Annotated in this window: 7 protein-coding genes and 2 pseudogenes; 5 read left to right on the forward strand and 4 right to left on the reverse strand. The window is 59.6% G+C overall.

The window, feature by feature from the left end; all coding sequences use genetic code 11:
* Positions 1–37: 37 nt before the first annotated feature.
* Entirely contained in the window at positions 38–883 is an 846-nt protein-coding gene (locus EHV23_RS03110) for a segregation and condensation protein A (protein ID WP_125095482.1), read from the reverse strand.
* Between the two features lie 327 nt (positions 884–1,210).
* Positions 1,211–1,435: a DUF3460 family protein gene (locus EHV23_RS03115; RefSeq protein ID WP_125094672.1), complete on the reverse strand. Its 225-nt coding sequence runs from the start codon at positions 1,433–1,435 to the stop codon at positions 1,211–1,213.
* Positions 1,436–1,934: 499 nt separating this feature from the next.
* Here EHV23_RS03115 and EHV23_RS03120 point away from each other — a divergent pair, with 499 nt between their 5' ends.
* Both EHV23_RS03120 and bamE read left to right on the forward strand, forming a co-directional pair.
* A complete protein-coding gene (locus EHV23_RS03120) occupies positions 1,935–2,363 on the forward strand; it encodes a GNAT family N-acetyltransferase (RefSeq protein WP_125094673.1) in 429 nt (142 codons plus the stop codon).
* A gap of 246 nt (positions 2,364–2,609) precedes the next feature.
* Positions 2,610–3,131 (forward strand): outer membrane protein assembly factor BamE domain-containing protein, encoded by a 522-nt coding sequence (bamE, locus tag EHV23_RS03125; RefSeq protein WP_125094674.1) that lies wholly within the window; start codon positions 2,610–2,612, stop codon positions 3,129–3,131.
* Between the two features lie 22 nt (positions 3,132–3,153).
* Here the strand turns inward: bamE and EHV23_RS03130 are convergent, their stop codons facing one another.
* Positions 3,154–3,405 (reverse strand): BrnA antitoxin family protein, encoded by a 252-nt coding sequence (locus EHV23_RS03130; RefSeq protein WP_125094675.1) that lies wholly within the window; start codon positions 3,403–3,405, stop codon positions 3,154–3,156.
* Positions 3,402–5,339: a SulP family inorganic anion transporter gene (locus EHV23_RS03135; protein ID WP_125094676.1), complete on the reverse strand. Its 1,938-nt coding sequence runs from the start codon at positions 5,337–5,339 to the stop codon at positions 3,402–3,404. Before EHV23_RS03135 ends, EHV23_RS03130 begins: the two co-directional genes overlap by 4 nt.
* 173 nt (positions 5,340–5,512) lie before the next feature.
* On the opposite strand from EHV23_RS03135, the gene EHV23_RS15155 reads away from it, so the two are divergent.
* The 3 genes and pseudogenes from EHV23_RS15155 to EHV23_RS16695 all read left to right on the forward strand — a co-directional run.
* On the forward strand, positions 5,513–5,665 hold the full coding sequence (locus tag EHV23_RS15155; protein WP_158615813.1) for a hypothetical protein: 153 nt from the start codon (positions 5,513–5,515) through the stop codon (positions 5,663–5,665).
* A 76-nt stretch (positions 5,666–5,741) separates the two neighbouring features.
* A pseudogene (locus EHV23_RS16690) lies at positions 5,742–9,071 on the forward strand (non-ribosomal peptide synthetase); the annotation flags it as partial.
* Positions 9,072–9,149: 78 nt separating this feature from the next.
* A pseudogene (locus tag EHV23_RS16695) lies at positions 9,150–13,862 on the forward strand (amino acid adenylation domain-containing protein); the annotation flags it as partial.
* Positions 13,863–13,905 lie beyond the last annotated feature (43 nt).

Genomic DNA, 13,905 nt, shown 5'->3' on the forward strand with positions numbered 1-13,905 from the left:
GCCGGCAGGGGCGGCAGCCCCTTGCCGTCAGACCTGGTCAGTCGTCTGCAATGATTTCGTCATCGTCAGCCGTGATCGGCTCGTCCGCCACCGCTGTTCGTGCCTGGCTGGGCAGGTACGACAGCCGCACGTAGATGGGGGCAAAGGCTTCGGCCTGGGTGATCTGAAGGAGGCTTTCGCGGGCCAGCTCCAGCATGGCCACGAAGGTCACGACCACGCCCGCGGTACCCTGTGACAGGTCGAACAGCTCGTGGAACTCGGCAAAGCGCAGGTTCTGCAGCTTGCGCAGGATTTCGGACATGTGCTCGCGCACCGACAGCGACTCGCGCTGCACCTGGTGATGCTGCACGAGCTTGGCGCGCCGCAGCACTTCGGCCCAGGCGGCGCGCAGATCGTCGGCCGATACATCGGGCAGGCGAATCTCGGCCGTGTGGTCCAGATGCACCTGGGCACGCACGAAGTCGCGGCCCAGTGTGGGCAGGGCATCGATCTGGGCCGCACCATACTTGATGCGCTCGTACTCCAGCAGCCGGCGCGCCAGCTCGGCCCGTGGATCTTCCACTTCCTCGTCGCTGTCGGCCTTCTTCACCGGCAGCAGCATGCGGCTCTTGATGTCGATCAGCATCGCCGCCATCAGCAGGTACTCGGCAGCCAGCTCCAGGTTGCGGGCGCGAATCTCGTCCACATAGGCCAGGTACTGCGCCGTCACCTTCGCCATCGGGATGTCGAGGATGTCGAAGTTCTGCTTGCGGATCAGGTACAGCAGCAGGTCCAGCGGCCCCTCGAAGGTATCCAGCAGCACCTCCAGCGCATCGGGCGGGATGTAGAGGTCGTTGGGGATGCGCCGCAGCGGCTCGCCGTGGATGAGGGCGAGCACGGGCAGGTCGGCATCCGGGTCCGGTTTGGGCTCGTCGGCCTGCTTGCCCTTTTTCTTCCTGCCGGAGGCTGCAGTGGTGCCGTCTGCCGCCCCTGCGTCATTGACAGGAGGCGCAACAGCCTCGTTTCTGCCATCAGCAGGAGGATGTGCCTCCGCCCCATCTCCCTCATCAGGGGCGGGGACAATCGCCTCGCCCTCGCCATCCGAGGGAGATGCGGGAGACTGGGCAGAAGGTGTGTCGTCGCTGATGGGGGTACTTGCGTCGCCCGCGGCAGGGGCGCCACCGGCGTGGTCGGCCACGGGGCTGTCGCTGTCCTGCATGCAGGGTTTGCCTTACTCGGCCACTTCGGCAGCGGCGGGCGCTGGCGTCACATCCGTCTGGTACGGGTAGGGTTTCTGGAACACGCGCGAGGCGTTCTCTTCGGCACGGCGGGCCAGGTCGATGGGCGCCTTGTCCCACCAGATGGCGCGGCCGCGCTGCTGCTCGGCTTCCAGCGACGGGCGTTTTTCCTTCAGCTGCTGCAGGAACTGGGTGACATCGGAGACGTACAGGGCCATGACGATGGGCCACGTGGGCGGAAAGAGGGTTGAGAATGAACGGCAGACAGATGGTCGGAGAATCGTTCGAGGCAAATGGCGTAAAAGCGCGCCGCAATGACAGGGTCATTGAGGCGTTCCGGGGCCGGTGCTGGAGGCATCCTGCATGCAAGACCCTGCCGCGGAAACGGATTCTTCGGCAATTGTAATGGAGCTGTTGGCGTTTGCGAGGCTTGCCGGCAGGTGTGTGGCAGATGCCTCCGTCCGGGTGGCGGAAGGATACGAAGCGGCAGCGATGGCGGGGGGCGCCCTGTGTGCGGGGCAGGCGTGCCGGCGTGGATCCGGGATGGGAGGGCACGGGAGTCGGAGTGTCCGGGAGACGAAGCACAGTTTTCGTGTACGCACATGAGAGCTGGTATCCGTGGCCCGGACAAACGGCGGAGCGGGCGAGGAAGCACACGTACACTGTCCGGTGGCGGACAGCCGCAACCGCAATATACGGACGATAGCGAGGAGCGATATGGACAGTATCAACTACACCGACGACAAAAACCTGGTCAACTACGACGAGGTGGCCGAACTCTACGAGAGTGTCGGATTCGGCAAGGCGTCCGATTACAAGGGGGATGCCCGCTACAGAGCCACCCTGAGCCAGCCCGGAACCTACGCCTTTTTCGCACTGGACAGCAACAACCATCTGCTGGGCATGCTGCGCGCCTTCAGTGATGACCGGATCTGCACCTGGGTAGCCGACATCTGCGTCCAGCCCCAGTGGCAGCGGCAGGGTATCGGCGCCCATCTGATGGGTATGCTGGAAAAGCGTTTTGGTCACACGGCCATCTATGTCTCGGCGCTGTCGGGTAGCGAAGACTTCTTTGAGAAACAGGGAGTCAAGCGGGCCAGTAAGCTCATTGCCTGCGCCCGGCGGGGCGGCGACGGCCTGTCGTAGGAGGCTTCCCTTGCAGAGGCGGGGAGAGCCAGAGCGCCCCTGCAGGAGCCATGCGTGCAGGGGACAGTGCAGTGCAAGAAGCACGGGAATCCATGGGTCACAGGAAATCCGTTATGCTTGCGGGCTTTCGTGAATCTCGGCATGACCCCGGTGCCCGGCATGTCTGCTGGGACAGCATGCCGCCTGACGGGGGCTGATGGGCCTGTCTGCCAGCTCCGGGGCCTCCAACACTGCAATTGCCTGCCGATGAACAACCACAGGAAAAACTCTGTTTCCCGCCCTCGTGGCTGGGCTGGTGCGGCCCTGCTGGCCCTGAGCCTGCTGGGCGGCTGCGACTATATTGCCGAGAAGAAGCTCAGCGCCGGCGAAAGCACCGAGGCCGACGTGCGCCGCTACATGGGCGAGCCCGAGATGATCTGGGAAGAGCAGGACGGCAGCCGCACGCTCGAATACCCCCGTGGCCCCCTGGGCAAGGAAACCTACTTCGTGGTCATCGGCGCCGACGGCCGCTACCGCAGCATCACGCAGGTACTCAACGAAGAGAACTTCCGCAAGGTCCAGCCGGGCATGACCCGCGACGAAGTGCGGCAAATTCTGGGCAGGCCCGGCGAGATCACCCGCTACAGGCGCCAGAACGAGGAAGTCTGGAGCTGGCGCTACCTGGGCGGCGACACCCGCACCATGTTCTTCCTCGCCCACTTCGACCAGGACACCGGAAAGCTCAAGCGCACCGATGCCATGCAGGACTGGAAGAAGATGGGGCACTGAAGCCCGGGTGTGTCCATGGTGATTACCCGGTGCATGTCTTGTTGGCGGTCTGAAGTGATGGATGCTCCCGCAGATCATGCACCATGGCATCACGCAGGATGGCGTTCAGACGGCTTTGGTAACCTTCTCCGTCACGTTTGAGCCAATGCAGCACATCCGCATCGATACGGATGGTGATTGGCTTTTTGATGGGACGGTAGAAGCGGCCCTGCACGGCGGGCACTGATTCGAATGCGGAGACGGATGGGGCAAACGCTGCGGGATCGGGATTCATGGAAGTCCTCGCTGAGGGCGTGCTTCCGGCCGTTTGACCAGCGCTTCATACACCTGCTCCAGCGACTCGAAGCAGTTCCCCTTGCCCAGCTCTTCCAGAAAACCGGCCCGGTTCATCAGTGAGGTGGGCTGCCTGTTGGCCCCGCAGACGATCAGCCGGTGGCCGTGTTCCAGAATGTGGTTGTGCAGCGTCTGCAGCGCATCCAGCCCGGTCGTGTCCATGGTGATCACCCGGTGCAGGTCCAGCACCACGATATTGGGCAGGGGCTGCGGTGTGGCCGTGATGGCTTCCAGCTTGCTGATCGAACCGAAGAAGATCGAGCCATACGCCTGCCAGACCCCCACGCTGCGACCATCGGGCAGCGTGGCCACGTCGGCCGGCGCTTCGATGCGGTCCACCCGCGTGACGCGTGCCACCCGGTAGACGAAGAAGAAGCTGGCCAGCAGCAGGCCGAACTGCACGGCCACCGTCAGGTCGAACACCACCGTCAGCAGGAAGGTGGTGACCAGCACGGTCCGGTAGTTGAGCGTGAAACGGCGCAGCCGTGCAAAGGCGCGCCAGTCGCCCATGTTGAAGCCCACGAACAGCAGGATGCCAGCCAGCACGCTCATCGGAATGTTCACGGCCAGCGGCGCCAGCAGCAGCATGAACACCAGCAGCGTGAGGGCATGCACCACGCCCGCAATGGGTGAATGGGCGCCGCTGCGGATGTTGGTCACCGTTCGGGCGATGGTGCCGGTCACCGCAATGCCGCCGAACAGTGGCGTGGTGAAGTTGGCAATGCCCTGCGCCATCAGTTCCTGGTTGGGGTCGTGCCGGTCGTGTGCCATGCCATCGGCCACCCGCGCGCACAGCAGGGATTCGATGGCCCCGAGGAAGGCAATGGCCAGCGTCGGTCCCACCAGATTCTGGGCCGACTGCCAGTCGAAGCTGGGCAGCACCGGCGAAGGCAGGCTCTGTGGAATACCGCCGAAGCGGCTGCCGATGGTTTCGAGCGGCAGCTGCAGCCACCAGGTCAGCACGGTACCGAACAGCAGGACCACCAGCGGCGCGGGAATGCGCCAGAGCAGACGTTTGAGGGCGCTGGCCTGCGGGGCAGCCTCGGTCGGAGTCAGGGGCTGATGATGGGCTGCCGCGCCGTGATTGCGCGGGCTGCCCGGGCGGGGGGCGCCTTCATGATGCAGAGACGCTGGCGTGGCGGCGGGTGCGGCGGTGGATGTGGCGGTGGATGTGGAAGGTAGGGGTTGTCCGTTCGGATCGATGATCGTCGTTGGCACGTCGAGATCCACCACACCCTGTGCCGGCTGTTCCAGCGCGGTCTGACGCGAGGTCATCACCTTCGGCGGCTTGGGCCACAGGAAGAGCGTTACCAGCGTAGCCAGGCCCAGCCCCACGGCGGGCAGGTTCAACCCGTCGCGGTAGTGCAGAAGCACATCCAGCTGCGAGAAGAAGTTGGCCGGCATCTTCTCGATGCGCAGCCCGAGGAAGTCCTTGAGCTGCGACAGCATGATCACCACGGCAATCCCGTTGGTGAAGCCAATCACGATGGAAATGGGCACGAACCGGATGATCTGCCCCAGCTGCAGCGCGCCCATCAGGAAGAGCACCACGCCCGCCATCATCGTGGCCAGCAGCAGGTTCGACATGCCGTAGGTCATGGCAATGCCGTAGAGCATGGCCACGAAGGCCCCGGCCGGCCCGCCGATCTGTACCTTCGACCCCCCCAGCAGCGACACCAGCGCACCGCCGATGATGGCGGTGATCAGCCCCTGCTCGGGCTTGACACCGCTGGCGATCCCGAAGGCCATGGCCAGCGGCAGCGCCACACAGGCCACCGTCAGCCCGGCGCCCACATCGGCCATCAGGTCCTGCCGGCGGTAGGTCTTGAGGCTGTCGAGGAGGGCGGGGCGGAAGTGGAGGGTGAAGCGCTTCATGGTCGAAAGTGCCGTCAACGGAGGTAGGCGAAAAGACAGACGGAGAAGGTGGGACATTCCCTGGGCGAAACGTATGGCGCAGACGACGGGATGACTGACGGGATCATGCGTCAGGCGTCCAAAGGAATGGCCAGCAAACCAGCCGTGTGCTGCCGTGGGGAAGATGATAGCCCATGAATTTTATTGATGTCGTGCATGAATGGTGGGTGAGCCTGGGTCGTGAGGCTCGCGTGGCCGTCTGTTTTGGGGGGAGGCTGCCATTGACGGGCTATGAGATTGACAGGGCGCAGGGTATTCATCCTGATAAAGAAAAACAATGGCTATGAATAAATATGGGAATGCTCGATTGTCAGATGTTTTAGATTTCTGGAATTGGTATCAAATATTTAAGGCGGAGCAATCATGACCAGGAAAACAGCATCAGACATATCCGGAGCCCACTCCAGTAATGGTATATCCGGCCCGCAGCCTCTCACATCGGTGCAGATGGGGGTCTGGATGGATCAGATGCGTTCTCCCGACTGTCCTTCCTACAATGTCGGCATGGCTGTAAATGTGGATGGTCCAGTTGATCAGAACCTGTTCGTCCGAGCGCTGGAGGAAGTGTCGCATCGCCATTCGGCACTTCGCCTCGTGTTTGGTTCTCGTGATGGGGTTCCCTGGCAACGAATTCTCGGAAGAATAGAGGTGCCGTTCCGGAGTCTGGACCTTCGCCAGAGCATATCTCCGGAGTCGGAGGCCAAACAATTGATTCAGGAGGCAATGGACCGGGTATTTCCCTTGGATGGCGGGCTGATGTGGGCGTGTATGCTCATTAGAACCGGTGTGCGGCGTTATGTATGGTCTGCCCGATTTCATCATCTTATTTGCGATGGTGTTTCTGGTGCAAACTTCTTTATGGATCTCAGTCAGACGTATACCAATCTGTGGAAAGGGGGGGCTGATGAAAGGGATGTTTTTCCATCATTTGACATGTATTGGGGTACAGATCGCGATTATCTGGTATCGCTGCGTGCAGACAGGGATCGCAATTTTTGGAAGGAGCGCTTTCGTACATTGCCTCCAGTGCTTTTCCCCTCTCAGCGAACGCTTGGTAAAGAGCCGGAAAGCCGTGGTAGCGGGTTACATGCGTGGATCCTGAGTAGGGAACGATATTCAATTATTGAAAATTATGCGAGGCGGCATGATGTTTCCGTGAATGGTTTTTTTCTTGCTTTGCTTGCATGTTATTTTTATAGAACGACGTGTGCCAGCGATATGGTTATTGGTGTACCTGTGCACAATCGGTCGGGAAAGAGGCATCGGCAGGTTATGGGAATGTTTGCATCAGTAGTTCCTGTGCGATTCGGGGTCGAGGGGCAATGGAGATTCTCAGATCTGATAAGGCGTGCTGGCAACGAACTTCGTCGTAATTATCGCCATCAACGTCTTCCTGTTTCAGAAATAAATCGTTGCGTGTCCCTAGATTACTCGGTGCGGCCCAGTCTATATGACGTTGTTCTGGCATTTGATCAATTTCAGGCTGAAGCTCCGCTGGGTGACGTCGTGACGCGGTGGACAAAGGTCCGACATGGACATGAACAGATGCCCCTTGTCATCAGCGTCAACGATTTTTATGATAATGAAGATGTCGTTGTGGATTTTGCCTATAACTCGGATTATTTGAAGGACGAGGATGTCCGAAACATGGTGAATCGCATCGACTTGATGCTGGATTGTGTCCTGACGCTTGATGAGGTTCTGATTGACTCCGTTCCCATCATGAATAGCGACGAATGGAATAAAGTCATCTTCCGTTTCAATGAGACGGAAATGGACTATTCGAAGGACGCGCTGATTCATGAGCTGTTCGAGCGACAAGGCGAGCATACACCAGAGACTGTGGCGGTTCAGTATGAAGGCAAGAGCATGACGTATGCTCAGCTCAACACGAGGGCCAATCAGCTGGCATACCGGTTGTTGTCGTTGAAGGACACCTCGGGAGAAATGCTGGTCAGTCCAGATACCCGCGTGGCAATCAGTGTGGAACGCAGCCCCGAGATGGTGGTGGGATTGTTGGGCATCCTGAAGGCGGGTGCTGCCTATGTATCGGTGGACCCGGCCTATCCGGCAGAGCGTATCGAATATATGCTTAGGGATTCGCAGGCGCGAGTACTGCTGACGCAACGCAGACTGCTGGAGTATCTATCAACGCCGGCACGGGCTGTTGGCACGGGAATCGAAGAGCTCGTCTTGCTCGATGAGGAATCGACCTATGTGGACCAGCCGGAACAGAATATCGGCCGAGAGGAGACAGGGCAGACCTCATCGAATCTGGCGTATGTGATCTATACCTCGGGCTCGACGGGCTTACCCAAGGGCGTGATGGTCGAGCATCGCCAGCTGGATAATCTGTTGTTGGCCATCCAGCGTGCGTATGGGCTGACGGAAAGGGACCGGGTGCTGCAGTTCGTCTCGATGTCTTTCGACGTGGCAGCCCAGGAGATCTTCAGTACATTGACCTCGGGTGCGACACTGGTGCTGCGTAACGAGGACTGCATCGGTGACAGTGTGTCGTTCTGGCGGGCGTGCCGGGCATGGGGAATCACGGTGGCGCACCTGCCGGCGGCTTTCTGGCACCGGCTGGCCTACGAAGTACCGGAAGAATTGCCCGAAGCGCTGCGGCTGATTGCGCTGGGTGGTGAGCGGCTGGATCCGGCAGCGTTGTCGCACTGGTTCGAGCGCCAGGGCGAGCGGGTGGTGCTGCTCAACGAGTATGGACCGACTGAGGCGACGGTGACGGCCACGACCCATGTGGTGCAGCCGCAGGAGATGGCGCGGGCGCCGATCGGCAGACCGCTGGCCAATGTGCGGATCTATGTGCTGGATGATCACGGTTGGCCAGCGCCGGTCGGTGTGCAGGGGGAAATCTGCATTGGTGGCGAAGGTGTGGCCCGGGGCTATCTGAACCGGCCGGAGCTGAGCGGAGAACGATTCGTGAAGGATCCGTTCAGTGAGAAGCCGGGAGCGCGGATGTACAGGACGGGGGATCTGGGTTACTGGCAGACTGACGGTGTGTTGCAGTTTGCTGGTCGCAACGATGACCAGGTCAAGATTCGTGGTTTCCGGGTGGAGCTGGGAGAGATCGAGGCACGACTGGGCGAGCTGGCACGGGTTCGTGAGGCCGTGGTGGTGGCACTGGAGGACCAGCCGGGAGACAGGCGTCTGGTGGCGTACTGGACGGCACGGGGTACCGAACCATCGGATCGATCGGCGCTGTTGGATGCTGTGGAGCATACCGAAGGTGTTCTGCCAAAAGAGGGCGATCCTCGAGATGCGGTCAGTCATGATGAGGAGGCACGGCAAAAGGCAGATGTCCGGCAGAAGGAATTGGAGCAGCTTCGGGATCATCTGAGAGCGGAGTTGCCAGAATACATGGTGCCGTCGGTATTCGTGAAGCTGGAGGAGATGCCGCTGACCCCCAATGGCAAGGTGGATAGGAAGGCGCTGCCGGCGCCGGATGCGGACGCGCTGACTGCACATGCATACGAAGCGCCGCAGGGTCCGGTGGAAGAGGTGCTGGCTGGAATCTGGCAGGAGCTGCTGGGTGTGGAGCGGGTTGGAAGGAACGACAGTTTCTTCGATCTGGGCGGACACTCGCTGCTGGCAGTCCAGCTGATTGGCCGTATGCGGCGAGATATGGGCCAGGAGGTTCAGCTGGGAGAGATATTTGATGCTCCGACATTGACCGGGGTTGCGGGTAGGCTGCAACGGGTCGATGAAGTTCAGACAACACCGATAGAGCGGGCAGATCGGGCGAAGGATCTGCCGCTGTCCTGGGCACAGCAACGGCTGTGGTTCCTGGAGCAGTTGGAGGATCTGGGGTCGGCGTATCACATCCCGGCCGTGTTGCGCCTGCAGGGTGAGCTGGATCGGAAAGCGTTGCAGCGCACACTGGATACGATAGTGGCCAGGCATGAGGCGCTGCGCACGGTGTTCGAGCGCAATGCGGACGGAGAACCGGTGCAGAGGATACTGCCGGTACGGCCGTTTGAGCTGCAGTACCGAGACCTGTCGCAACTTGCAGGCGCAGAGAAAGAACAGGTGAAGGACGCCCTGATAGACGAGACATTGCACAGACCATTCGATCTGACGCGGGATGCACTGGTCCGGGCCAGCCTGGCGAAGCTGGGCGACCAAGATCATGTGTTGAGCTTGTGCATGCACCACATCGTGTCGGACGGCTGGTCGATGGGTGTGCTGACACGGGAGCTGGCGGCGTTGTACGAAGCGTTCAGCCAAGGTCGGGACAATCCGTTACCTGATCTGCCGATCCAGTATGCCGATTACGCACAGTGGCAGCGGCAGTGGCTGATTGGTGAGCAGCTGCAAACCCAGACTGCATATTGGAAGGAAGAGCTTACAGGGGCGCAGACGCTGCTGGAGCTGCCGACGGACAGGCCGCGGCCGCCAGTGCAGAGTTATGCCGGCAGCGTGGTACCGCTCGAACTGGATAAGCATATAACAGAAGAGCTTAATACCCTGGCCAGGCGCCATGGAGCGACGCTGTTCATGGTGCTGCAGGCTGGGTTTGCGGTGCTTATGGGCAGGCTCAGTGGCCAGGACGATGTAGTGATTGGTACACCGGTGGCCAATCGACGGCGCAGTGAGCTGGAGGGACTGATAGGGTTCTTTGTGAACACGCTGGCACTGCGCACGAGGCTGGATGCACAGGCAACGGTGTCAGAGTTGTTGAGTCAGGTCAAGGAACGGATGCTGGCAGGCTTTGGACATCAGGACGTGCCGTTCGAGCAGGTGGTTGAAGTGGTGAGTCCCGAGCGGAGCATGGGACACAGCCCATTGTTTCAGGTGGCGCTGACATTACAGAATGCCTCCGGAGACGTTCTGAAGCTGCCGGGGTTGAAGCTGACTGAACAGGATTTCAGGCATGAGAGCACTCATTTTGATTTGATGCTGTCCGTGGAGGAGGTGCAAGGGCGATTGCGGGGTGTGCTGGAGTACAGAACGGATATATTTGACCGTGAGACCGTTGAGCGGTGGCTGGGGTGCTGGAAATTATTGTTGCAGTCCATGGCTGCCAATGATGAGCAACGGATCGGTGAACTATCCTGGGTGTCGGAAGTGGAGCGTGAACAGGTCATACGTGAATTCAATGCTACAGAGGCGTCATACCCGAAAGATGCACTGATCCATGAACTATTCGAGCATCAGGCGCAAAGGACGCCGGACGCGGTGGCAGTGCAATACGAGAACAAGACCCTGACGTACGCAGAACTCAATACAAGGGCCAATCAGCTGGCGCACCAACTTAGGTCATTGAAGGATGCCTCGGGAACTACGATCATGGGGCCGGATGTACTAGTGGCAATCAGTGTAGAGCGTAGTCTTGAGATGGTGGTGGGGCTGCTGGGGATTCTGAAGGCAGGTGCGGCGTATGTGCCGGTGGATCCGGCCTATCCCGCAGAGCGTATGCGTTATATCCTGGAGGACAGCAAACCAGTGGCACTTCTGACCCACAGCCTCATTCCCCCGTCATTGCGTGAACAGTTGAAAGACGTGATTGCTGGTCTGCCGCTGATCGAACTAGATGAATCGTCGGAGATTTGGCAACGGTCAACGAAGGTGAATCTGCCTTCAGCGTTGGTTGGGGTACAGCCATCTCATCTAGCATATGTGATTTACACCTCGGGTTCGACAGGTCTGCCGAAGGGGGTCATGGTCGAGCACCAGAATGTCGTAAGACTGTTTTCTGCCACGCAGGAGTGGTTCCATTTTGATGGTCATGATGTCTGGACCCTGTTTCACTCGTTTGCATTCGACTTCTCGGTCTGGGAGATTTGGGGGGCGCTGCTGCATGGTGGACGGCTCGTGGTGGTTCCCTATCTGATGAGCAGATCTCCGAATGCATTCTATGAGCTGCTCCGCAATGAGAATGTGACGGTGCTGAACCAGACTCCCAGTGCCTTCCGGCTGCTGATGACTGCCCAGGATATGGCTGCCGGGGCGGGACACCGGCTGCGTGTGGTGATATTTGGCGGCGAGGTTCTGGAGCCATCCATGCTGGCTCCCTGGTATGGGCGGGAGCAGAACCAGAACACGCAGTTGGTGAACATGTATGGCATTACTGAGACGACGGTACATGTGACGTACAGAGCACTGTGCATTGAGGATTTGAATAAACGAGGTAGCAGTCCGATTGGAGTGCATATTCCGGATATGAAAATCTATGTGCTGGATGTGGACAGGAAACCCGTGCCCATTGGTGTGAAGGGAGAGCTGTATGTGGGTGGACCCGGTGTGGCACGGGGTTATCTGAACCGTGTGGAGCTAACGGCAGAGCGCTTCATGGACGACCCGTTCAGTGATGATCCTAATGCCCGGATGTACAGAACGGGAGATCTCGGCAAATGGCGGGCTGATGGTCAGATCGAGTATCTGGGCAGGAACGACTTCCAGATCAAGATCCGAGGGCTGAGAATAGAGCTGGGAGAGATCGAGACACGACTGGCGGAGTTGCCGGAGGTGCGGGATGCCGTGGTGCTGGCCCGGGAAGACCAGCCGGGAGACAAACGGCTGGTGGCGTACTGGACGGCACGACCCGAAGAGGCAGGGGCAATGTCCGGCACGTCGGGCCATGAAGCAGAAGCCGGAGATGACGAAGACAGGCGCCAGCAGCCGGATGTGGAGCGGTTGCGGAATTACCTGAGGGCGGAGTTGCCGTCGTACATGGTGCCGAGTGCGTTCGTGAAGCTGGAGGCGATGCCGCTTACGCCCCATGGCAAGGTGGACAGGAAGGCGCTACCGGCACCGGGTGTGGATGCGATGATTGCACATGTGTATGAGGTGCCGCAGGGTCCGGTGGAAGAGGTGCTGGCTGGTATCTGGCAGGAGTTGCTGGGTGTGGAGCGGGTTGGAAGGAACGACAGTTTCTTTGATCTGGGTGGACACTCGCTGTTGATCGTGTCAATGGTGGAGAAACTGCGACAGGCAGGACTGAAGGCCGAGATCCGTCAGGTGTTCCAGGCGGGAAGCCTGGCAGACCTGGCAGCGGAGATCCGCGGACAGGAAGTCGATACCTGGCAGGCACCGGCCAACCTGATCCCGCAGGCCTGCACACACATCACGTCGGAGATGCTGCCACTGGTGGCACTGGATCAGGCGCAGATCGATCGGATAGCGGAGACGGTACCAGGAGGGATGGCCAACATTCAGGACATCTACCCGCTGGCGCCGTTGCAGGAGGGGGTGTTGTTCTATCACCGTTTCCACCGGGACAACGATCCGTATGTGCTGAGTGCCATCGTGTCGTTTGCGTCAATGGCGCAGTTCGAGCGCTTTGCATGGGCCATGAATAGGGTAGTGGCGCGGCATGATGTCCTGCGTACGGCGATCCTTTGGGAGGGTCTTCCGCAGGCGGTGCAGGTGGTGTACCGGCATGCGGAGCTGATGACGGAGCCTCTGGAAGTTGCTGCAGAAAGTGATGAATTGCAGAGCATTCGGGCGTACCTGGATGAGGCGCCGCTGTCGATGAACTTGGCTGAGCCGCCGCTGCTCAGCTTTCGGCCGGTGCGTATGATTAGCCGACAAACGGATGAAGATGGACAGTGCCATGCGGTATTGATGTTTCATCACGTGGTGCTGGATCATGTATCTATGGATGTGATGTTGGAGGAAGTCGCGCGAATCCTGGAAGGCGAGGAAGATGAACTGTTGCAGTCAATACCGTACCGGGGATTCGTGGCCCACAGCCTTGACCGTCAGCGTGACGCAGAAGCCGAAACATTCTTCTGGCAGATGCTGGGGGATGTTGATGAGCCGACAGCACCCTTTGGGATGATGGATGTTCATGGCGATGGGGCGGCGATCAGGGAGGAAGAGTTGCTCTTGGATTCAGGGCTTTCTCAGCGGATCAGGACGTGTGTACGCATGCTGGGCATGAGTGCGGCGATACTGTTTCATGTGGCCTATGCTCTGGTACTGGCACGATGCGCATCGCGTGATGATGTGGTCTTTGGTAGCGTGCTGTCGGGCCGGATGGGGAGTGTGGCCGGAGCGGATCGAATGCTGGGGATGTTCATCAACACGCTTCCGGTGCGGTTGAAGATGCAGGGCACGAGTGTTATCGAGGCGATGCGTGAGACGCAGAGTATGTTAGTGGGTTTGCTGAAGTATGAGCAGACTGCATTGGCGTTGGCACAGCGCTGCAGCGGCGTGGCCAGTGGTGCCGCACTGTTTAGTGCGGTGCTGAACTTCCGGCACAGCCAAGGAACGAATGATCTGACAAGCCGTTCTGGTATTGAGGTAGTCGAGCCGAAGGAACGGACGAATTATCCGTTTGTAGTGTCGGTTGATGACCTGGGGGCTGGTGGATTTGCATTGATAGCCCAGACGGACGCTCGTGTTGTTGAACCGGAACGTGTTCTTGGATACTTGAGTTGTGCGGTGCTTGGGGTTGTCCAGGCACTGGAGGCAGAGCCAAAAAGGGCACTTCTTCAGCTGGAGATACTTTCCCAGTCAGAAAAGGAGCAATTGGTCCATGGGTTCAATGCCACGGCAGCGGAATATC

Origin of the sequence: Lautropia dentalis, from assembly GCF_003892345.1 — a bacterium.
Taxonomy (GTDB): Bacteria; Pseudomonadota; Gammaproteobacteria; order Burkholderiales; family Burkholderiaceae_E; genus Lautropia; species Lautropia dentalis.

Bases quoted from the DNA above. Each gene is read 5' to 3' on its own strand.
- EHV23_RS03115 (WP_125094672.1), bottom strand. From the start codon at position 1,435: ATGGCCCTGTACGTCTCCGATGTCACCCAGTTCCTGCAGCAGCTGAAG.
- EHV23_RS03135 (WP_125094676.1), bottom strand. From the start codon at position 5,339: ATGAAGCGCTTCACCCTCCACTTCCGCCCCGCCCTCCTCGACAGCCTC.
- EHV23_RS03120 (WP_125094673.1), top strand. From the start codon at position 1,935: ATGGACAGTATCAACTACACCGACGACAAAAACCTGGTCAACTACGAC.
- bamE (WP_125094674.1), top strand. From the start codon at position 2,610: ATGAACAACCACAGGAAAAACTCTGTTTCCCGCCCTCGTGGCTGGGCT.
- EHV23_RS15155 (WP_158615813.1), top strand. From the start codon at position 5,513: ATGAATTTTATTGATGTCGTGCATGAATGGTGGGTGAGCCTGGGTCGT.
- EHV23_RS03130 (WP_125094675.1), bottom strand. From the start codon at position 3,405: ATGAATCCCGATCCCGCAGCGTTTGCCCCATCCGTCTCCGCATTCGAA.